The sequence below is a fragment of the Mucilaginibacter pocheonensis genome (genome assembly GCF_031456535.1).
Lineage (GTDB): Bacteria > Bacteroidota > Bacteroidia > Sphingobacteriales > Sphingobacteriaceae > Mucilaginibacter > Mucilaginibacter pocheonensis.
In genome coordinates, this window is record NZ_JAVDUU010000003.1 from 458775 (window position 1) to 479196 (window position 20422).

The following is a 20422-nucleotide window of genomic DNA, read 5'->3' on the forward strand; positions in this document are numbered from 1 at the left end:
TTAACTATTATTTAACAATTAACTTAATTGTAACAAATTTTATTTATAACAAATTAAACTAAAGCGTTATTTAAAGGCATCCTCACCGGTAATATCCATGCCGGTGATCAACAAATGAATGTCATGTGTACCCTCATAGGTAATTACCGATTCGAGGTTCATCATGTGGCGCATAATAGGATACTCGCCGGTTATGCCCATGCCGCCCAGCATCTGCCGTGCCTCGCGGGCTATATTGATGGCTGTTTCCACGCTGTTGCGTTTGGCCATTGATATTTGGGCGGCGGTTGCCCTGTTCTCGTTTTTAAGTACACCCAGGCGCCAAACCAAAAGCTGAGCTTTGGTTATTTCGGTTATCATTTCGGCCAGCTTTTTTTGCTGTAACTGGAAACCTGCTATAGGTTTGCCAAATTGCACCCGCTCTTTTGAATAACGCAAAGCGGTATCATAACAATCCATAGCGGCGCCTAAAGCTCCCCAGGCAATACCATAACGGGCCTGGTTAAGGCAACCTAAGGGCCCTTTTAAACCGGCAACATTTGGCAGCAGGTTTTCTTTAGGTATTTTAACATGGTCAAAAACCAACTCGCCGGTGGCCGATGCCCGCAATGACCATTTGTTGTGTGTAGTAGGGGTGGTAAAGCCTTCCATGCCACGCTCAACAATTAGTCCTCTTATTTTTCCGCTTTCGTCTTTTGCCCAAACAACGGCAATGTCGGCAAATGGCGCATTGGAGATCCACATTTTAGCGCCGTTTAAAACATAGTGATCCCCGGCATCTTTTATATTGGTGGTCATACCGCCCGGGTTTGAGCCATGGTCGGGCTCGGTAAGGCCAAAACAGCCCATGATCTCACCTGATGCCAACCGCGGCAAATATTTTTTGCGCTGTTCCTCGGAGCCATAAGCATAAATTGGATACATTACCAGGGAACCCTGAACAGACGATGCCGAGCGTATGCCCGAATCACCGCGCTCAATTTCCTGCATGATGATACCGTATGCTATATAGTCAAGACCTGCGCCGCCGTATTCGGTGGGTATGGTAGGGCCAAATGCTCCTATCTCGGCAAGGCCTTTTATCAGCTGCATCGGAAACTCCGACTTTTGGGCATAATCCTCAATTACAGGGCTTAATTCTTTTTTTACCCAGTTACGAACCGATGAGCGTATCAGCTTATGCTCTTCGGTAAGTAATTCGTCTAACAGATAGTAATCAGGCGACTCGTATAGATCCGTTTTAGCCATAATATTTTATAGTTGGTGGGCAAATATATAGCATTTAAAGGGTACTTAAACAAGCCTAAATAGCTGTTTTTTTTATTGTAGAGGGCCTTTGTTAGCAAAAAACAGGTTTAAATTGTTTAAACATAGTTTTTGCTTTTTTATTTTTTTAAATTTTCTGTAAAAAGTTGGCTAACCTCATACCCATACCAAATTTTCTGTGATCTAAAGTATATTAACCTTTAAACTAAATGGACTAAATCAATTACTTTTGGGGCATGATAAACATTGCCTTGCAGGGTGCGGAATTTTTCGCGTATCACGGATTTTATCCCGAAGAACAAAAAATAGGGTGCCGTTTTTTGGTCGATATAGCGGTAGGCTTTGAACCGCCAACCGATTTAAAAGATGGGCTGCACAATACGGTTGACTACGAACAATTATATATTATAGCTTGCGAAGAAATGAAACATTCGCGCAAACTGATTGAAACCGTAGGGCAGTCCATCACCACAAGGATCAGGGATAAATATCCGTTTATTAAAACCATCCAGGTAACCATTAAAAAACTAAATCCGCCTTTAACAGGCAAGGTAGCGTACTCCAGCGTCACCATAAACTATCCACCAGAAAAATGAATTATAATATAATAACACCCGAGGTATTAGAAGCAATTACGGCCATTGTTGGTGCTGATGCTGTTGTGCTGCAACATAACGACCTTGAAAAATACAGTCGCGATGAAACCGAGGATCTGGTTTATTACCCCGAGGTTGTTGCAAAACCCCGGACCCCGGAGGAGGTTGCCGCGCTTTTGAAATTATGTAATAAACATTTGGTTCCCGTTACCCCGCGCGGGGCCGGGACCGGCTTAAGCGGCGGCGCGTTACCTGTTAAAGGCGGATTGCTAATAGCTATGGAGCGTTTTAATAAAGTGCTTGAAATTGACGAACAGAACCTGCAGGCCACTGTTGAGCCCGGAGTAATTACCGAAGAGTTTATGAACCAGGTGGCGGCCAAAGGTTTGCTTTACCCGGTTGACCCGGCAAGCAAGGGCAGCTGTTTTATTGGCGGTAATGTATCACACGGTTCGGGCGGACCCAGAGTGGTTAAATATGGCACCATACGCGAGTATATCCTTAACCTGCAGGTGGTTTTACCATCGGGCGAAATTATATGGACCGGGGCAAATACGCTTAAATATGCTTCAGGTTATAATTTGACCCAGCTGATGATCGGGTCGGAAGGAACCTTGGGTATTGTTACAAAAATTGTGGTAAAGCTGATACCCTTACCCACATTGGATGCTTTGATGCTGGCTTCATTTGCCACCAATGAGGAAGCCTGTGCCGCGGTATCGGCCATATTCAGAGCGGGTATTGTGCCTTCTGCGCTGGAGTTTATGGAGCGCAGGGGAGTGGAGTGGGTAAAGGAACATGACGATATTGCCTTTGACCTGCATGATGGTATCGAAGCTTTTTTATTGATAGAGGTTGATGGCACCAACCAGGACGTGATATTTACCGACTGCGAAAAGATAAACGCTGTTTTAGAGGCTTATCATTGTAAAGAAGTATTGTTTGCAGATTCATCGGCACAAAAAGAAGAGCTTTGGCGCCTGCGCCGAACTATGGCAGTGTCGGTAAAATCAAACTCCATTTATAAAGAAGAAGATAGTGTTGTACCCAGAGCCGCGTTGCCTCAGTTAATAAAGGGTATAAAAGAAATTGGCGCCAAATATGGATTTGAATCGGTTTGTTATGGGCACGCCGGTGATGGAAACCTGCATGTGAATATTATTAAAGGCAAAATGAGTGATGAAGACTGGAACAACAAGTTAAAGTTTGGCATCCGCGAAATATTTGAGCTAACGGTATCACTGGGTGGCACCCTTTCGGGCGAGCACGGTATAGGCCTTGTGCAAAAGGATTTTATGCCGATAAAATATTCAGAAGTACATTTTGCCTTATGGAAAGGCATCAAGAAAGTTTTTGACCCCAAAGGAATTTTAAATCCGGGTAAGATATTCTGACAGATATAAAGATGTGCAGATGATTTAGAAATTCATCTGCACTCTATCTAATTTGTATTCAATATCAATCTTGGCTCGTCATATTCAATCATGTTCCGGCGCTCGCTGGAAGGAATGGGGACTGATTTATTGGCGGAATAGTCGTAACTGATACACACCGTTTTACCGGTGGTTACTATTTCTTCGCCATTGGGTGTTATTTTAACTAACACATGCATCACATCAAAACTGCTGTTGCCTATGCGTATGGTACGCACATAACAGGCTATCTGGTCGTTAATAGTAATTGGCTTAAGGTAGTTGATCTCTGAGCGGCCAAGAATGATGCCCGCGTGGTTCCAGTCCCAGTTAATTATTTCTTTCCAATAATTGCTTCTCGCAATTTCAAAGTAGGTTAAATATACCGCATTGTTCACATGCCCGAAGGCGTCTATGTCAGAAAACCGGATGGATATATCCGTTTTGTATTTATAATCTGTAAGTTTTTCAGCCATTTATGTCAGTTTGTCTGCTAAAAATCATTTGATGTGACAATTTGTCTTTTAAATTGCCGATTTTATCACATGGTATAACAGTTGATTAGTATGTTACGAAGTTAACAAAAACAAAAACTTAAATATATTTAAAATGACACTTGTAAAATTTAACAACGGATTAAAAAACAACGCGGTGAACCCATTCTTTAATGATGTATTCGATTCTATTTTGAACGATTCATATTTGGGTAATAAATTAGTTGCCCGCGTACCTGCAGTGAACATTGCAGAAACTGAAAACGAATTTCATATTGAGCTGGCTGTACCCGGTTTAAAGAAAGAAGATTTTAAGATCAACCTGGACAAGAATGTATTAACTGTATCAGCCGAAAAGAAAGCTGAAAGTACAGATGAAGGTAAAAAATTCAGCAAACGTGAATATAGTTATAGCTCGTTCACCCGTTCATTTACCTTACCAGAAAGTGCTGATCATTCAAAAATTGAAGCTGATTATGCCGACGGTATATTGAAGCTGATTGTCGCTAAAAAAGAAGAAGCTAAATTTCAATCAAGAGAAATAGCTGTAAAATAATTAAAGATTGTTTTCATAAGTAGTTAGTTTGGTTTTTTTAGAGGCCGTCCCATATGGGGCGGTCTTTTTTTGTTTGATTAATGAGGGGAATGATTAAAAAGGTATATTTAGCTACCAGTTATATCCTTTTAATGAAAAAAATTATACTCCAATTAGCCGGCTTGCTACTGATATCGACAACTTTATTATCGCAAACCACCCAGCCCATAAAACTTCATCCTCAAAACCCGCATTATTTTTTATACAAGGGCAAGCCAACGCTGCTGGTGGGTTCGGGCGAACATTACGGTTCTGTTATCAATTTAGGTTTTGATTACAAAACTTATTTGCAAACAATAGCTCAGGATGGGCTTAATACTACACGCCTGTTTACCGGAGCCTATATAGAAAAACCGGGTGACTTTGGCATAAAGAACAATACCCTTGCCCCAACAGAGCAAAATTTAATATTACCCTGGAAACGCAGCAATCAAACCGGCTTTGAACTGGGCGGCAATAAATTCGATCTTGATAAATGGGACGAGAATTACTTTGTTCGCCTGAAGCAGTTTATGACCGAGGCCGATCACCAGGGAGTGATCGTTGAGGTAAATTTGTTTTCATCATACTATCAACACGGATGGGAGTATAGCCCGCTGAACACAAAAAACAATATCAATAAAACCGCCGACATCAGCGCCGCGCTTGCCAATACCTTATTGAACGGCAATATCCTGGCTTGTCAGGAAAAATATGTGCGCAAAATTGTTAAGGAACTTAACGGATTTAACAACTTTTACTTTGAGGTGCAAAATGAACCTTACGCTATTCAGAAAGATACCGTGATATTGCGCAATGAATATGGCGATGTTAAAGATTTCAGGAATTTCCTGGAGATCGTATCTCAACGGTCAAACGACTGGCAGCGTAAGGTAGCAAGCTGGATCAAAGACGAAGAAAGCAAATTATCACAGCGGCACCTGATATCGCAAAATATATCCAATTTCCAATACCCGGTTACCAACCCTGATCCTAATATTTCAGTTTTTAATTTTCACTATGCTTTACCAAAGGCTGTAAGTGAAAACTATTACCTCAATAAGGTGATAGGTTTTAACGAAACAGGGTTCGCAGGTAACCTGAACACTACCTATCGCAGGCAGGCCTGGCGTTTTTTAATGGCAGGCGGGGCCCTGTTTAATATGCTTGATTATTCGTTTTCCGCGGGGATGGAAACCGGGCGGGACACTTCTTATAAAGCTCCGGGCGGCGGTAGTCCTGAACTGCGCAAACAGTTTGGTATACTGAAACATTATTTTGATGCTTTGGATATTATAAAACTGCATCCCGATCAGCAGGTTGTAAAGGCTTCGCCCGGCGCGTTTACGGAGGCTTTGAGCGGCAATAACAGGCAATGGATAATTTACATAGAGCATTTGGCTATGAAACCGTATAATTTATCGCTCAATTTGCCTAACGGAAAATATAAAGCAGTATGGACGGATGCTACCGATGGCACTACACTAAAAAGCGTTGTATTTAACGGCAATGATATCCAGGTGCCCGATGGCTTGAACGACAAAGTATTACAGATAAGCGTATTGAAGTAAGAGCCTCATGCCGGGGCTTTTGTTAGTCTGCAACAACTTTTACATCAATATTGCCCCGGGTGGCTTTGGAGTAAGGACAGCCCTTGTGCGCGGCATCAGCCATTTTTTGGGCCACATCCCAATCTACGCCCGGAATGTGTACATGCAGTTCGGCTGATAGGGCATAAGAGGCTTCGCTTTCTTTGTTAAAATGGATGTGCACATCAACCGTGGCCTGGGTCACGTTTATGCCATCGCGTACGCCTACCGACCCCAGGGCGCTTAAATAACATGATCCCCATGCACTGGCAAACAACAATTCGGGGTTTGGGTAACCATCCTCGCCGCCCATTGCTTTGGGCGCTCTAAGATCCATATCAATAATTCCGTCTTCTGAATTTACGTGGCCGTCGCGGCCTCCTTTTGCTGTAACTACAGCAGTATATATTCTTTCCATGATCACAATTCTTTTTTAAAATCAACCGGAGAACATGGTTTATGTTTTAATAAATGCAGCATAGCGGCTTTCCACTAAGGTTGTCGAATAAATGGCAGGTTAAAAAAATAAATTCAAACAACAATTCATTTTGCTAAAAATATTAGTATTTTTGATTTGATATGAATGCAGACCGGATAACAGAAAAGTTGAATATTTTGGCGGATGCTGCCAAATATGATGTATCATGCGCTTCGAGCGGTAGTAAGCGTCAAAATGAAAATAAAGGGTTGGGGAATGCCAGCAATGGTATTTGCCATAGTTATACCGAAGATGGGCGTTGTGTATCGCTGTTAAAGATCCTGCTTACCAATCATTGCATTTTTGATTGCGCTTATTGTATATCACGCAAGAATCACGATATTAAACGGGCCGCGTTTACTGTGCAGGAGGTTGTTGATCTTACTATTAATTTTTATCGCCGAAATTATATTGAGGGTTTGTTTTTAAGTTCCGGTATTTTTAAAGATGCCGATTATACCATGGAGCGATTGGTTCGGGTGGCAAAAAAGCTGCGTACCGAGCATAATTTTAATGGTTATATCCATTTAAAATCAATACCGGGAGCCAGTGACGAATTGATGCGCGAAGCCGGCTTGTATGCCGACCGCCTGAGTGTAAACCTGGAAATGCCAACTGAAGCCGGGCTAAAACTCCTGGCTCCTGATAAAAACCGGCAGGACATGATAGATCCGATGAGTTTCCTGAAAGATGAGATCATCCGGCATACAGAGGAAAAAAAGCTATTTAAAAAAGCGCCCTTATTCGCCCCTGCCGGCCAAAGCACCCAGGTGATCATCGGCGCTACGCCGGAGAGTGATCAGCAGGTATTGCAATCGGCCAGTTACTTTTACCGAAACTTTAATTTAAAACGGGTTTATTATTCGGGCTATGTACCCGTGCTGGCAGATAAGCGGTTACCGGCCTTGAACAGCGCGGTACCTATGGTGCGCGAAAACCGGCTTTACCAGGCCGACTGGCTGATGCGGTTTTATGGTTTTCACGTGAACGAGATAGTGAACAATGAGCAGCCCTTGCTTGATCTGGATATTGACCCTAAACTGGGTTGGGCAATTCGTAATATGCAAGCATTTCCTGTCGATATTAATAAAGCCGATCTGCAAATGATATTGCGGGTGCCGGGGATAGGCTTGCAATCGGCACAAAAAATTGTAAGTGCCCGAAAGTTTGCCAGGCTGGGGTGGGAGCAGTTAAAAAAAATTGGGGTGGCGGTTAACAGGGCCAGGTATTTTATTACCTGTAAAAACAGCCGGTTTGAACGCCGCGATCTTACAGGCAACAATATTAAACAGTTTATCATGGCCGAGTCTGGAAGTAAATATATCAGGAACACCCAAACTCAACTCAATTTGTTTTGATCATGTATACACTTATTTACGATGGTACATTTGAAGGTTTGCTTACGGCCGTATTTGAAATTTACGAACGCAGGCTGTTCCATGTAAAGTTAGAAAAAGGGGAGTGGCACAGCAGCGCTTTATTTGAAGAGGTGCTGCAGGTTGTTACCGACGAGAATCGTGCTAACAGAGTTTTACGGGGATTGCGAAAAAAGCTGTCGGCCAACGGCGTACAGCGGCTTTACATAGCCCATATGGCCGAAATGGAGAACGAAGAAAACGCGTTGATAGGTTTCATTCGCTATGTTTTTGATACCGATCAGAATGTGGAAGAAGATTACGGCAACAAATATGTTATGCGCGTATCAGAAATTATAAAAATGGTACGACGCGAAAAACATCGTATGGAAGCCTTTGTGTGTTTTCAAAAATTGCAGGACGAAACTTTTTACGCGGTTGTAGAGCCCGATTTTAATGTGTTGCCCTTGCTTGTCAGGCATTTTAAAAACAGGTATGCCGATCAAAAATGGATCATTTATGATATTAAGCGCGGCTACGGTATTTATTATGATCTGCATGATACCCAATATATAACGCTTGATTTTTCGGAAGTCAACAAACCTGCCAATGTAATATCTGCTTTCAGCGAAGACGAACGTATTTATCAGCATCTCTGGAAAAACTATTTTGCCAGCGTTAATATTAGTTCCCGTAAAAATACTAAGCTCCATTTAAGGCACATTCCCAGGCGATATTGGAGGCATTTAACTGAAAAAATTTAAAGAATTTTCAATTTTACGCATTTTTAGTGCCCCTTAATTTATTGCTTATCCCAGTTTTTGTGGATAGCCCTTTTGTTTAAAACCTGTAAACATTATCAACAATTTTAAATAAGATGCTGTATATCAATTAATTTAATGATGTTAATAAACAATTACTAAATGTTAATAACATGTTAATAAAAAATAAAAAAAACACTTGTCAAATTCCGGATATGTCCCGATATTGAAATCATCAAGAACGACGTACTTTGACAGCCTTTCAGGATTACAGAATTTGAATCGGGTTGACCTTCGGGAAAACTAAAGATCAGAAGAAGTCCCTGAGTCACATGAAAAAATGATAGGACGAGAGTCTTTTGAAAAATGATCGTGATTAGATGAGGCGTTGGGAAGATGCAGGAACTTCACGGAGAACCGCAACAGAACCAATGACATGAAGTAATCAGCCGTTCGCAAGAACGGTAGACGAGTGCATGTCGGTCATAATACACAAAACTTGATGCTATTGGGAAACTACGGTTGAACAATAGTTAGGAAACGGGAGATCAATTCGAAAGAAAAGACTCCCGTTTTCGCTTTTATAAGGTTTTTTTAAAGCTGAACAGAAAAACCGGGCTACTTGCTTTCGATACAGCAGCTCACAATAACCAATATTAAACTTACCACGTTGGCCAGCGTTCTGATGGTATGCAAAAAAACCCAGGGCCCTTCAAACATCAAACGGTACGTTGACAACTCATCAGATGATGCGGTAGCTGTATTAACCCTGGCAAGTGTATTATTTAAAGGTACGTTTCCAAAAATGGTTACACCGAATACGCCAACGGCATAAATTATGGTAGCGATAAATAAAAGTATAAAGCGGGTATTATGCCCGGGCGTATAGTTCAGGAACGTGCTTAACGGAAGCAACGCCAGGGTACCCATAAAGCTTAAAAAGAACACCGGATTCAAGATAACAGTATTAATGGCGTTCATAGCATTAATATACTCACGATCAGAGAGTTTTCCCAGTCCGGGGTTTACGGAACAGCTATAGCTATAAAATAAGCCGGCGATCAACGCGGTTAAGGTTGCAGTGATTATTAGGATAAGCGTTGCCATATTAAATTTCATTTTAGTATTTTCTTAAAGTTTTAATGTATTCAATTACCGAGCGTATTTGTAATGCGGATAGCTTTTTACCCCAGTTTGGCATAATACCCCTGCCTGTACTTATTGTTTTAAACAATTCATCATTGTTTAACTGGCTTATTTGCAAATTTTTGGCGCCCCATCGGCCTTTTGCTCCATCAGTGCCGTGGCATTTGGCGCACTTGTTTTCAAATAATGCCTTGCCGGTTAGGGGTATGTTCTGAGCCTTTGCCGTGGTAAGGAAGCTAAGCATGATTAAAAACGCAACAAGCTTAAATATGCTTCGGTTTTTGCTGTGTTTTTTAAAGATCAATGATTTCATCGCGTGTTATTTTTTGGTAAAGTTGCGGTGATACCAAAAGAGAAAATAGAACAAAACCGACAATCTGTTAAAATTTTAAGAAAAATGCCCGGCACACAAATTGGGCTTCACATCTGATCTTTATGCTTGAAACTAACAACAGATTGCTTAAATTAGTAGGCTATGAATAAAGATGGTAAGAACGGGAAGACAGATAGTAAAAAAATATTTGTTTTAGATACCTCAGTGATCCTTTACGATCATAACGCATTCCAGAACTTTGAAGAACACGATGTGGCCATACCTATACAGGTACTGGAGGAACTCGACAATAAAAAGAATGGTAATGATACCCGTAATTTTGAGGCCCGGAGCTTTATCCGCCTTATGGATGACCTGTCGCACAACAGCCTGGTAAACGAATGGATCCCGCTTAATGGCAAAAGTAAAGGCAGTTTCAAGGTGGCAATGGATGTTAAAACTACCGCTGTTGATGCCGAGGAGGTTTTTGGATCAGATAAAACAGATCATCGCATATTGAATGCCGCTTTAGGTTTACAAGAAGAAAACCCGGGTAAAAAGGTGGTGCTGGTATCAAAGGATATTTGCCTGCGCCTGAAAGCCAAAGCATTGAACCTGCACGCCGAGGACTATGAGACAGGCAAGGTTAAAAATCTTGATGAACTGTATACCGGTACAACCGATGTTGACAAAGTAGCCGAAAAACTAATAACACTGTTTAACAAACAGGAAAACCTAACTACCGAAGGTTTACCTATAGGATCATATACCAACAACCACTTTTATGTGTTAAAGGGTAAAAAAAATAATGTTTCGGGTTTTTACAACGCCCAAAGCCAGCAACTGGAAAAAGTTACCGAACAACCTGTATTCAATATATCGCCCCGTAATATGGAGCAGGCTTTTGCCATTCACGCGCTGTTACATCCTGATATTAAACTGGTGACCATTCAGGGCAACGCCGGAACCGGGAAAACCCTGCTTGCATTGGCCAGCGCGCTTGAACAGCGCAAATATTACCGCCAAATTTTTGTTACCCGCCCTATTGTACCACTGAGCAACAAGGATATTGGGTTTTTGCCTGGCGATATTAAATCAAAAATTGATCCCTACATGGCGCCGATATGGGATAACCTGAAATTTATTAAAGACCAGTTTGCTGATGATGAAAAGATGCAGACAAAAATTGATGAACTGGTAACCAATGATAAAATATCCATTGCCCCGCTGGCTTTTATACGCGGCCGTACATTGAGCAAAATATTTTTTATTGTTGATGAGGCCCAGAACCTTACCCCGCATGAGGTTAAAACCATCATATCACGTGCCGGCGAAAACAGTAAATTTGTTTTTACCGGTGATATTTATCAGATAGATACGCCATATCTTGACGCCGAAAGTAACGGCTTGTCCTATCTGATAGATAAGGCAAAAGGGCATCCGTTATATGCACACATCACCCTGCAAAAAGGTGAGCGCAGCGAGTTGGCCAACCTGGCCACCCAGTTGTTATAGAGTTTTATTGGATTTGTTTTGAACCGGGAGGCAGCGGCGCCGGTTAAAAACCATTCGCCTGTTTTATAGGTTTATTCAATAAACTGCCAGTGAAAATGAAAATATCAAAATACCTGCATTCATGCCTCCTGTTTGAGCTTGATGGCTATAAAATACTATTCGACCCGGGCGATTATTCTTTTATGGAGGGATTAGTAATCCCTCAAATGTTCGCCGATGTAAACGTTATCGTGATCACTCATATTCATCCGGATCATTTTGTTATAGATATTTTAAAAAGCATACTTGATGTGAGCGGGGCACAGATAATAACAAACAGCCAGGTTGGGCAGCAATTAGATAAGGCCGCTATTAAATACACTGTTCTTGAAGACGCTATAGCGCATTTCGGCCCTTTTAAATTACAGGCTTTTCCGGTAAAGCATGAACTGATCATGGACAATCCATTGCCGCAAATGACCGGTTTTTTGATCAATGACAAAGTACTTCATCCGGTTGATTCAATGGAAGATAAATTGATCGCTTTTAAAAACATCGAATTGTTGATCATGGTAACCATGGCCCCATTTGCCAGCGAGGTAATGATATCCTCATTTGCTGATAAATTAGCGCCTAAGCAAGTACTTCCCGTTCATGACGGTTATGCCAAGGAGTTTTTTATTCAGAAACGTTATGCGGCTTATGTAAAGCATTTTGAAAAGGCCGGAATAAAGTTTCATGAAATATATAAAGTGGGCGACAGTATAACTATTTGATATTTATAAGCGCTAATAAGTTTGAACAAAAGTCAATGGAAATAAAACAAATCAATGTTGCCGACTACCTGCTGGTAACAAGGTTATTTAACCAATATCGCATATTTTACAAGCAGCCATCTGATATGGCCCTCGCCGAAACATTCATAAAAAACCGGCTCGAAAATAATGAGTCGGTAATATTTGCAGCCATTGATCATGGTGAAGCGGTTGGGTTTACACAGTTATATCCGCTATTTTCATCGGTAAAAGCAACAAAAAACTGGCTGCTTAATGATCTGTTTGTTGATGCTGATCACCGTAAACAGGGTATAGGCGAGGCGCTGCTGAAAGCCGCTGCTGGCTTTGCAAAAACACATGGCGCTACATTTTTACAGTTAGAAACCGCTGTTGATAATTATACAGCCCAAAGTTTGTATGAAGCTACCGGGTTTGTTAAGCAGGACGCTAATACTACCAGTTTTTATTACCGTAAAGCCATATGAAGCAATAAAAAAAGCCCCCGCGTTTTACCGCGGAGGCCCTATGGAACCAACCTCCTGCTAAGCTGGCCCACATTAACCTTATCACACTGCTAAGGTGAAGATTAATAATGAAGAAAACATGAACTTCGTTTTTAAGGATAAGGTAATTTTTACATCTTTAGCAAAAATGCTGAATTGTACTTATGCAGAAACCCGATAGCCTGATATTTGACATGGACGGAACCCTTTGGGACGCCGTTGATACCTATGCCAACTCCTGGAACCTCGTATTTGAAAAAAAGAACATAGAAAGGACCATTGGCCGTAATGATCTGATGGAGGTAATGGGTATGGAAGGTAAAAAGCTTACCAAAGTTTTAATGCCCGATTTAGATGATGACAGCGCCTATGGTATTTACATGGATGTTAATGAAAAACGCAGGCAAATACTCCCCACAAGCGGCGGTACCATGTATAGCGGCGTTACTTCGGGTATTAAGCAGCTGGCAACCAAATACAACCTGTTTATATTAAGCAACTGCGCAATAGGCATCATCCCCCTGTTTATAACATGGGCCGGAATTGAGGGCTATATTACCGACTCAATAGCTTACGGGCAAAATAATATGCCCAAGCATCACAACATGCGCCTGTTGATAGATAAACACCAGCTTAAAAATCCGGTTTATATTGGTGATACCAATGGTGACGCTGAGCAGACACGCATGGCAGGTATACCCTTTATATTTGTATCCTATGGTTTTGGCAAAACAGACGATTACGAATTAAAATTTGACGATTTTGAATCGTTAACAAAATATTATATGAGTTTGTAAAACATTGCCGGGATCTCATCAGCTTAAAAATAGATCATCAATGAGGAAGCGCAGTTTTTTGTTATTAGTATTTACCTCGGTTTTTCATGTACTGTTCGCTCAAAAAAAAGCGCCGCTTACCCAAGGCACCCGTATTGATGCCGAACGATGGATAACATCCTCATTAGGGCACCTGTATTTCTCTGACAAAAAAGTATATTATAATTTTGTTGGATATGCCGGCAGCAAAGCCCATTATACCATAATTAATGACACCCTGATTATGGCGGATATTTATCACAGCAGCGCTGATAATTTTAAGCAGGAACATAGGGACAATTTTAAATTTTTAATAAGGCATATTGACCACAACCGGCTGTATTTAAAAGCTGTTGAACCTAATGCCATAAAACTGGCTGGTAATACAACCTACGAGTTCAGGAACTTTAAGAACAGCTATGATAAAAACATAGAGTTTTCAAAGATCTACTTTTTATCATCTACCTGCTTTGGCGACTGCCCGCAGTTGGGTATTGAAATCTGGCCAAATGGCGACTATCATTTAAAAGCAGGTGAACATGCCCAACCATACAAGGGCAATTATACGGGCAGGTTATCGGCCGTTCAGCTGGATAGCCTGAACTTTTGGTTAAAACACAGCGAACTTAAAAAGATGAACGACTGGCAGCAGGGCAACCAGGTTGTTGACGCGCCAAATTATTATTTTGCCATTGACTTTGCCAACAATAAGAAAAAACTAAGCATAACCACTAATGAACCCCCGCTAAACATTATTGATCTGGTTAATTTCATGCTATCGTCCTATAAAAAAATACAACTAACGCCGGTTAACCAATAACCATCTGGTCTTACCTGTTTTTACTTTTTTTATGATATTGTTTACTTATTAAGTTTTTGTAGCTTAGATAAAAATATGCTTCTTATGAAAACCCGCACCAAAACAATTATCATAATAGTTGTACTTTTATTAATTACCGGATTTGTGTACCAGCGTTATTATTTTGTTTTTGGCGAAGGTGTTAAGGCGGGTTCCATGAACTATTTTGTAAAGAAAGGTTATATGTTTAAAACTTATGAAGGGCGGTTAATACAAAGCGGCATACGCGCACCAGCCCAGGGTGGTAACATATCATCAAACGAGTTCATGTTTTCGGTTACTGATGAAAGGGTGGCAAAACAACTTAGCGGCAGTGCAGGATCATACCTGGAATTACATTATAAAGAATACTTGCATACACTGCCCTGGCGAGGGATAAGTGTGTTTGTTGTTGATAGCGTGATATCAATCAAACCGATTACTCAATAAAGCATTAATCAGCGATCTCGTCGGCTTTCCCAGAGTTTGGAATTTCAATTTTACTCAGGTTGTAGTTTAATTCTCCGTTTTTATTAATGGCTTTTATTAAACCCTTATTAAATAAATAGTTGAGAATATCCTTTGCGTTCTTTTGATGTGTTACAGCGGGAGTTTCCGCATCGAACGAAGCTAATTTAAGAGCCACTTGGTTGGCAGTGGCCTCTTTTAACAGCGCCAACGCATAGATCACCTTGTCCTGTGTACTGTCGTCAGGGTTATATTCATGCGGAACATGCAGTGGCTTATATTCTTTCAAAAAGTCCTGATCTGGAATCTTCATAACATAGTATTAAATACTTTATACACTAATTTCGGTATCCCGCAGGGCTTTGATGGTATCGTGGGAAACTTTCAAACCCTCCAAATGACTATTGAGTATAGATACAACCTGCGCATCTTCCCATATCAGTTCTTTATCGTCCAACGCTGCGCGGTATGCTTTTTTTGCGATGTCTTCGCCTCGTTCACAGTCGGCCAAAATGCTGTGCCTGTCTTTATTTACGAATGTAGCTTTAACATCTATCCAGGCGTGGTAAAACTTGCCCGATAGTGTAGTGCCATCTGTTGGGCTGCCACCCAATACACGGATGTATTCCCTTAACTCAGATACATTGTTTTTGCTTTGATCAATATATTCATTGAAAAGCAGGCTTAATCCTGTTTCATCAATGCTTTCATTTGCTTTCTGATAGCCGGCTATGCGATCGTTATTTATTTTGATCAGATCGTTCAACGCCGAAATCTGATGTTGTATATGCTGTAAAACTCCCATGGCTTTTGTTTTTATAAAATAATAAACATATCATATGGGTTAATGTTTTTAATTTAATATAAAGATATAGGCAAAATAACTGCTTTTCTGAACGTATAAACCAGCGCTTTAACCGCGCATCTGTCATATAAAAAGATGCCATTAATGGAGTGCCTTTATCGTATATATGATAAACTATTTTACAGGAAAATTGCAGGTAAGTTAAATACTTCTGATATTGAGCTGGCGTTGTACTTAACGACTATATCATTTAAACAAACCTGTAAATTATGCCTGCTACCGATAACGGAAATGTTTCTTTTTTTAAAAGCGCAAACGGTGTAGCAACCATTAGTTTTTACCATCCGGCGCAAAATTCATTACCGGCGGCTTTGCTAAATGATCTTACTGCAAATATTGAGCAGGCTGGTAATGACGATGAAGTAAAAGTAATTGTGCTGAAAAGCGAAGGCGACCGTACTTTTTGCGCCGGGGCAAGCTTTGACGAATTGTTGCAAATTAAAGATAAAAACGCCGGGGCGTTGTTTTTTTCGGGTTTTGCCAAGGTCATCAATGCCTGCCGTAAATCGCCTAAAATAGTTATAGTGCGGGTACAAGGTAAGGCTGTAGGCGGTGGTGTAGGCCTTGCCGCCGCTGCTGATTATTGTTTGGCTACACAATTTGCTGCCATAAAATTAAGTGAGCTGGCCATAGGTATAGGCCCGTTTGTGATATCGCCGGCTGTAACACGTAAAATAGGGTTGCCTGCTTTTTCGCAGCTTTCTATCAGGGCTACTGATTTTCAAACGGCACAATGGGCCTGCGACAAAGGTTTATACAATGAGGTATTCCAGGATATTGCCGGGCTTGATGCCGCCATTGCTGAGCTTACTGCAAAACTGTCTTCTTACCATCAAGACGCCCTGACCGGACTAAAACAAATACTATGGGAAGGCACTGAAGACTGGGATGAATTATTAACCCGGCGTGCCGCTATTAGCGGCGAACTGGTACTATCGCCTTTTACCCAGCAGGCTTTACAGCGGTTTTTGAGCGGCAACAGATAAATTGCAAAGCTGAGCGTTTATTATTCACTTTCATAAAACCGCAAGCGATTGCGTAAGCTGCGCATATCTTCCTGCATTTTTTCAACTTTGCTTAACAAATGAACTATGGCTTCAATACCGGCTATGTTTATATCAAGCTCATAAAGATTTACCAGTTTCTCAAGTTTTTGCAGTTCTGTTTCCGGGATAAAAACAACATCGTCAATTATGGTTACCTCAACTAATTCAGCTTCCTGTAATGATTCTATAAAAGAGTTCGTTACGTTATGATATAAACAAAAATCGCTGGCGGTTATCAAATTTACTGTTTTCATGTCCTTTTATATTTACATCAGGATTTTGATAATTCATCAAATAACTTTTTTTGCTTATCGGTAAGGTTTGTGGGTATCTGTATGTCATAAGTAAGATATAAGTCCCCAAATTCATTTTCCTTTTTGTAAACAGGCAACCCTTTACCCTTAAGTTTTACTTTGGTGCCGTTTTGTGTTTCGGGTTTTACTTTCACCTTAACCTTACCTGTTAAAGTTTCGGCGGTTATTTCGCCGCCAAGCACCGCTGTATAAAGATCGAGCTTTATAGTTGTATATAAATTAGGGCCTTCGCGCTTAAAACCGGCGTCGTCGGGTATAAAAAATTTAATATAGAGATCGCCTGCCGGACCATTATTTACCCCCGGGCCACCATGTCCTGCTATTTTAATGGTTTGCCCATTCTCTATCCCCCCGGGTATGGTAATACGTATATTTTTTCCATTAACCGTTAGGGTGCGTTTGTGAGTCTGTGTAATATCCCGAAGTGTTAAGTGCAGTTCGGCATTAAAATCCTGTCCGCGATATTTAGTTTGTCTGCTGCCGCCACCACCAAACATCGATTTAAAAAAGTCAGAAAAATCACCACCCCCAAAACTTTCAGTATCGGTAAATCCGCCAAATCCATCATAGCTGCCTTGCCCGCTTTGCTGTTGCCTGGCCTGTTGCTCATAAGCTTCGCCGTGCTGCCAGTTTTCACCATATTTGTCGTACTTTTTACGCTTCTCGGGGTCGCTTAGCACCTCATTGGCTTCATTCAGTTCCTGGAATTTTTTATGTGCCCCGGCATCATTTGGGTTAAGGTCTGGATGATATTTGCGTGCCAGCTTTCGATAAGCGTTTTTTATATCCTTATCTGTTGCTGATTTTGTGAGGCCCAGTGTTTTATAATAATCAATAAAAGCCATATGACGCTTAAAATATTGTAGAATATGTAATAAACCTTAAATATACAGCTTAGTTTTGGGCGATAACAACTTTTATGACCTTAGTGAAAAAACGTAGTCATAATTTGTTTGCCGCATACGCATTTTAAACCGTGCCATCCGGTTAAGGTAAATTTTATATTTTTACGCAACTGACCCACTAAGGGCCAGCACTATTATGGACAACAAAGTATTTAACCATTTTGAGGACATTCCCACCAGGGAAATGACACCCGGCTATTTCTCCAAGATCATACACACCCAAAACAACACCATCAACTTTTTAGAGGTAAAAGCAGGAGCAGTATCGCCCATGCACCAGCATATCAATCACCAGTGCGCCTTTGTTGTTGAGGGCCAGTTTGAGCTTACGGTTGATGGGGTATCGCAAATATTGGATACCGGCACCTACGCTATTATTCCACCAAATGTAATACACGGCGGCCGGGCCATTACCGATTGTAAGCTGATTGACATATTTGACCCCGTACGCGAAGATTTTAAGTTTTAGTAACTTTCGGCTGCGTTCACGTTCAACCAACATAAAGTATTAAGTTTGCCATCCCAATAAATAAAATTTATGCCTGTGTCTAAAGCGTCGCTTGCCGATGTTTCCGAATTGAATATTTTAGTAAACAGCGCCTATCGTGGCGAAGAATCAAAAAAGGGTTGGACTACCGAAGCCGATATGATAAGTGGCATAAGGATAGACGAAGCCATGCTAACGGAGTATTTTAATAATGAATTGGTAGCGATATTAAAATATACAGATGAAAATGGCCTCATTACCGGCTGTGTTTACCTGGAGGTTAAGGGTACTAAATTGTATCTGGGTATGTTTAGCGTGTCGCCTTTATTACAAGGCAAAGGGGTAGGGCGGACCCTGCTTGAAGCCGCGGAAGCGTATGCCAGACAATTTAACTGCCATACTATTACCATGACAGTGATCAGCACCCGTAAGGAACTTATCAGTTGGTATGAGCGTCGTGGTTACTCACTTACCGGCGAGATACAGCCATTTCATGATCACGGTCGTTTTGGCGAACCCAAGCAGGTAATAGAACTGGTGGTGATGGAGAAAACAGTTTAGATACCGCTGTTCATTAGTTCTTGAAACTGGTCTATAAACTGGCCTACATGCAAGCCATCAATTAGCGCATGATGTACATGAACAGAAACGGGCATAGTTAGTTTCCCGTCATTTTCTGTCATTTTTCCAAAGGATATTTTAGGGCAGCTATCCGGAAAAGAAAAACTGCGCGCATGTGATAAACTGGTAAAATTTATCCAGGGAAGCGATGAAAAATGAATGATATCATCATCAAGCTTTGGCGCAAAAAGGGTAGTGGTGCTTTGAACCCGTTCAATCTCTTTTTTTGCACCGGTTTCAAAATCCTCAAACGATGGATGAAAATCAATGTACGAGAACCCAAAGGTGCCGTTATCCCGGCCAATAGTAGGACCTGCGTTTATTTGGTCATAAACAAAAACATCATCGCCATAAATGCGGTATTTAAAAGGCTCAATATTATTTGCCGCCGATAATGACTTGTGCAGATAATACAGAAAAAACGATACCCCGTTATTTTTGGCAAAGCGGTAAGCTGCTGTACAATCAATATTTACCACAACACCATAAAATGGCTCTTCAAAGTTTTTAAAAAAGTTAAAATGTTCTTTGCGTACCCAGGTATCAATATTTAGCTTATGTTTCATGTAAGTATGTACGGCAAAATTTCGCCAAGCGTATCAGCCTGCCTGAAATTTTCGTGGCTTAAATTGGTTTCAACATGTTCATGGGCCCAGGTAGTATGAAAAGGTACATGGATAGCATGGCCACCTATATTTAAAACAGGCATCACATCTGATTTTAAAGAATTGCCCACCATCATAAATTCATTGGAGTTAATATCGAGGTGCTTTATCAGCTTAGTATAGTCATCTTCGCGCTTGTCAGACATGATCTCGATATGGTGAAAGTAATGTGCAAGCCCCGATTTTTTTAATTTGCGTTCCTGGTCAAGCAAATCGCCTTTCGTGGCAACAACCAGTCTGTAGTGCTTTTTTAAAGTTGCCAGTACTTCTTCTACACCGTCCAAAAGTTCAATGGGCTCATTGAGCATTTCTTTTCCATACTCCAGTATCAGATCAATTGCATCAATGCTTATCTTTTTATCAGATATTTTTAACGCGGCCTCTATCATGCTCAGGATATATCCCTTTATGCCATATCCATAAAGCGGTAAATTCTCAATCTCTATCTTAAAAAGTTCGTTTGATACAGTATGCTGCGGTAAAAAATCCTCGAGCAGGCTGCAAAACTTTTTTTCGGTATTCTGAAAATAAGGCTCGTTTACCCATAAGGTATCATCTGCGTCAAAAGCTATTACTTTTAGTTTCATATGCCTGCATTATCTGTACTGCAATAATAATCATACAGCTTTAATTATTTAGCA

Annotated in this window: 26 protein-coding genes; 15 read left to right on the forward strand and 11 right to left on the reverse strand. The window is 40.9% G+C overall.

Annotation, left to right across the window (positions count from 1 at the left end; all coding sequences use genetic code 11):
- Positions 1-66 precede the first annotated feature (66 nt).
- Positions 67-1248, reverse strand: a complete 1182-nt coding sequence (locus J2W55_RS15270) for an acyl-CoA dehydrogenase family protein (RefSeq protein ID WP_310097241.1) — start codon at positions 1246-1248, stop codon at positions 67-69.
- Between the two features lie 254 nt (positions 1249-1502).
- On the opposite strand from J2W55_RS15270, the gene folB reads away from it, so the two are divergent.
- Together folB and J2W55_RS15280 are read left to right on the forward strand one after the other, a co-directional pair.
- On the forward strand, positions 1503-1862 hold the full coding sequence (gene folB / locus J2W55_RS15275; protein ID WP_310097244.1) for a dihydroneopterin aldolase: 360 nt from the start codon (positions 1503-1505) through the stop codon (positions 1860-1862).
- Entirely contained in the window at positions 1859-3256 is a 1398-nt protein-coding gene (locus J2W55_RS15280) for an FAD-binding oxidoreductase (RefSeq protein WP_310097246.1), read from the forward strand. The genes folB and J2W55_RS15280 overlap by 4 nt, the downstream gene beginning before the upstream one ends.
- Positions 3257-3303: 47 nt before the next feature.
- Here the strand turns inward: J2W55_RS15280 and J2W55_RS15285 are convergent, their stop codons facing one another.
- Positions 3304-3750 (reverse strand): acyl-CoA thioesterase, encoded by a 447-nt coding sequence (locus J2W55_RS15285; protein WP_310097249.1) that lies wholly within the window; start codon positions 3748-3750, stop codon positions 3304-3306.
- Positions 3751-3883: 133 nt separating this feature from the next.
- Here J2W55_RS15285 and J2W55_RS15290 point away from each other — a divergent pair, with 133 nt between their 5' ends.
- Together J2W55_RS15290 and J2W55_RS15295 are read left to right on the forward strand one after the other, a co-directional pair.
- On the forward strand, positions 3884-4324 hold the full coding sequence (locus J2W55_RS15290) for an Hsp20/alpha crystallin family protein (protein WP_310097252.1): 441 nt from the start codon (positions 3884-3886) through the stop codon (positions 4322-4324).
- A 131-nt stretch (positions 4325-4455) separates the two neighbouring features.
- Entirely contained in the window at positions 4456-5913 is a 1458-nt protein-coding gene (locus J2W55_RS15295; RefSeq protein WP_310097255.1) for a cellulase family glycosylhydrolase, read from the forward strand.
- A 22-nt stretch (positions 5914-5935) separates the two neighbouring features.
- Here J2W55_RS15295 and J2W55_RS15300 read toward each other — a convergent pair whose 3' ends face one another.
- Positions 5936-6349: an organic hydroperoxide resistance protein gene (locus J2W55_RS15300; protein WP_310097258.1), complete on the reverse strand. Its 414-nt coding sequence runs from the start codon at positions 6347-6349 to the stop codon at positions 5936-5938.
- A gap of 161 nt (positions 6350-6510) precedes the next feature.
- Between J2W55_RS15300 and J2W55_RS15305 the strand changes: the two genes are divergently transcribed.
- Positions 6511-7767 (forward strand): putative DNA modification/repair radical SAM protein, encoded by a 1257-nt coding sequence (locus J2W55_RS15305; RefSeq protein ID WP_310097260.1) that lies wholly within the window; start codon positions 6511-6513, stop codon positions 7765-7767.
- A 2-nt stretch (positions 7768-7769) separates the two neighbouring features.
- The gene (locus J2W55_RS15310) at positions 7770-8528 is read left to right on the forward strand and encodes a TIGR03915 family putative DNA repair protein (RefSeq protein WP_310097263.1); all 759 of its coding nucleotides are present in this window, start codon (positions 7770-7772) and stop codon (positions 8526-8528) included.
- A gap of 615 nt (positions 8529-9143) precedes the next feature.
- Here the strand turns inward: J2W55_RS15310 and J2W55_RS15315 are convergent.
- Complete coding sequence (locus tag J2W55_RS15315) at positions 9144-9632, reverse strand: anthrone oxygenase family protein (protein WP_310097266.1); 489 nt, start codon at positions 9630-9632, stop codon at positions 9144-9146.
- Positions 9633-9645: 13 nt separating this feature from the next.
- The gene (locus tag J2W55_RS15320) at positions 9646-9915 is read right to left on the reverse strand and encodes a c-type cytochrome (RefSeq protein WP_310097269.1); all 270 of its coding nucleotides are present in this window, start codon (positions 9913-9915) and stop codon (positions 9646-9648) included.
- A gap of 231 nt (positions 9916-10146) precedes the next feature.
- Between J2W55_RS15320 and J2W55_RS15325 the strand changes: the two genes are divergently transcribed.
- The 6 genes from J2W55_RS15325 (at position 10147) to J2W55_RS15350 (ending at position 14860) form a co-directional block, all read left to right on the forward strand.
- Complete coding sequence (locus tag J2W55_RS15325; protein ID WP_310097272.1) at positions 10147-11499, forward strand: PhoH family protein; 1353 nt, start codon at positions 10147-10149, stop codon at positions 11497-11499.
- A gap of 95 nt (positions 11500-11594) precedes the next feature.
- On the forward strand, positions 11595-12254 hold the full coding sequence (locus J2W55_RS15330) for an MBL fold metallo-hydrolase (protein WP_310097276.1): 660 nt from the start codon (positions 11595-11597) through the stop codon (positions 12252-12254).
- Positions 12255-12289: 35 nt separating this feature from the next.
- A complete protein-coding gene (locus J2W55_RS15335; RefSeq protein ID WP_310097279.1) occupies positions 12290-12739 on the forward strand; it encodes a GNAT family N-acetyltransferase in 450 nt (149 codons plus the stop codon).
- A gap of 182 nt (positions 12740-12921) precedes the next feature.
- Positions 12922-13554 (forward strand): HAD family hydrolase, encoded by a 633-nt coding sequence (locus J2W55_RS15340; RefSeq protein WP_310097282.1) that lies wholly within the window; start codon positions 12922-12924, stop codon positions 13552-13554.
- A gap of 40 nt (positions 13555-13594) precedes the next feature.
- Positions 13595-14392, forward strand: a complete 798-nt coding sequence (locus J2W55_RS15345) for a DUF6438 domain-containing protein (protein WP_310097284.1) — start codon at positions 13595-13597, stop codon at positions 14390-14392.
- A gap of 84 nt (positions 14393-14476) precedes the next feature.
- Positions 14477-14860, forward strand: coding sequence for a hypothetical protein (locus J2W55_RS15350; protein ID WP_310097288.1), 384 nt, complete (start codon positions 14477-14479; stop codon positions 14858-14860).
- Positions 14861-14864: 4 nt separating this feature from the next.
- Here the strand turns inward: J2W55_RS15350 and J2W55_RS15355 are convergent, their stop codons facing one another.
- Positions 14865-15191, reverse strand: coding sequence for a hypothetical protein (locus tag J2W55_RS15355; RefSeq protein ID WP_310097291.1), 327 nt, complete (start codon positions 15189-15191; stop codon positions 14865-14867).
- 18 nt (positions 15192-15209) lie between these two features.
- Positions 15210-15683 (reverse strand): ferritin-like domain-containing protein, encoded by a 474-nt coding sequence (locus J2W55_RS15360; RefSeq protein ID WP_310097294.1) that lies wholly within the window; start codon positions 15681-15683, stop codon positions 15210-15212.
- 269 nt (positions 15684-15952) lie between these two features.
- Between J2W55_RS15360 and J2W55_RS15365 the strand changes: the two genes are divergently transcribed.
- On the forward strand, positions 15953-16729 hold the full coding sequence (locus J2W55_RS15365) for an enoyl-CoA hydratase/isomerase family protein (protein WP_310097299.1): 777 nt from the start codon (positions 15953-15955) through the stop codon (positions 16727-16729).
- Between the two features lie 20 nt (positions 16730-16749).
- Here J2W55_RS15365 and J2W55_RS15370 read toward each other — a convergent pair whose 3' ends face one another.
- The gene (locus tag J2W55_RS15370; protein WP_310097302.1) at positions 16750-17043 is read right to left on the reverse strand and encodes a chaperone modulator CbpM; all 294 of its coding nucleotides are present in this window, start codon (positions 17041-17043) and stop codon (positions 16750-16752) included.
- A gap of 17 nt (positions 17044-17060) precedes the next feature.
- Positions 17061-17948, reverse strand: coding sequence for a DnaJ C-terminal domain-containing protein (locus J2W55_RS15375; protein ID WP_310097304.1), 888 nt, complete (start codon positions 17946-17948; stop codon positions 17061-17063).
- 196 nt (positions 17949-18144) lie between these two features.
- On the opposite strand from J2W55_RS15375, the gene J2W55_RS15380 reads away from it, so the two are divergent.
- Together J2W55_RS15380 and J2W55_RS15385 are read left to right on the forward strand one after the other, a co-directional pair.
- On the forward strand, positions 18145-18477 hold the full coding sequence (locus tag J2W55_RS15380; RefSeq protein WP_310097307.1) for a cupin domain-containing protein: 333 nt from the start codon (positions 18145-18147) through the stop codon (positions 18475-18477).
- Positions 18478-18546: 69 nt separating this feature from the next.
- Positions 18547-19056 (forward strand): GNAT family N-acetyltransferase, encoded by a 510-nt coding sequence (locus J2W55_RS15385; protein ID WP_310097310.1) that lies wholly within the window; start codon positions 18547-18549, stop codon positions 19054-19056.
- Here J2W55_RS15385 and J2W55_RS15390 read toward each other — a convergent pair.
- Together J2W55_RS15390 and J2W55_RS15395 are read right to left on the reverse strand one after the other, a co-directional pair.
- Entirely contained in the window at positions 19053-19682 is a 630-nt protein-coding gene (locus tag J2W55_RS15390) for a CatA-like O-acetyltransferase (protein WP_310097313.1), read from the reverse strand. The two genes, J2W55_RS15385 and J2W55_RS15390, sit on opposite strands and share 4 nt — an antisense overlap.
- Positions 19679-20368, reverse strand: a complete 690-nt coding sequence (locus J2W55_RS15395) for an HAD family hydrolase (RefSeq protein ID WP_310097315.1) — start codon at positions 20366-20368, stop codon at positions 19679-19681. The genes J2W55_RS15390 and J2W55_RS15395 overlap by 4 nt, the downstream gene beginning before the upstream one ends.
- Positions 20369-20422: the final 54 nt, after the last annotated feature.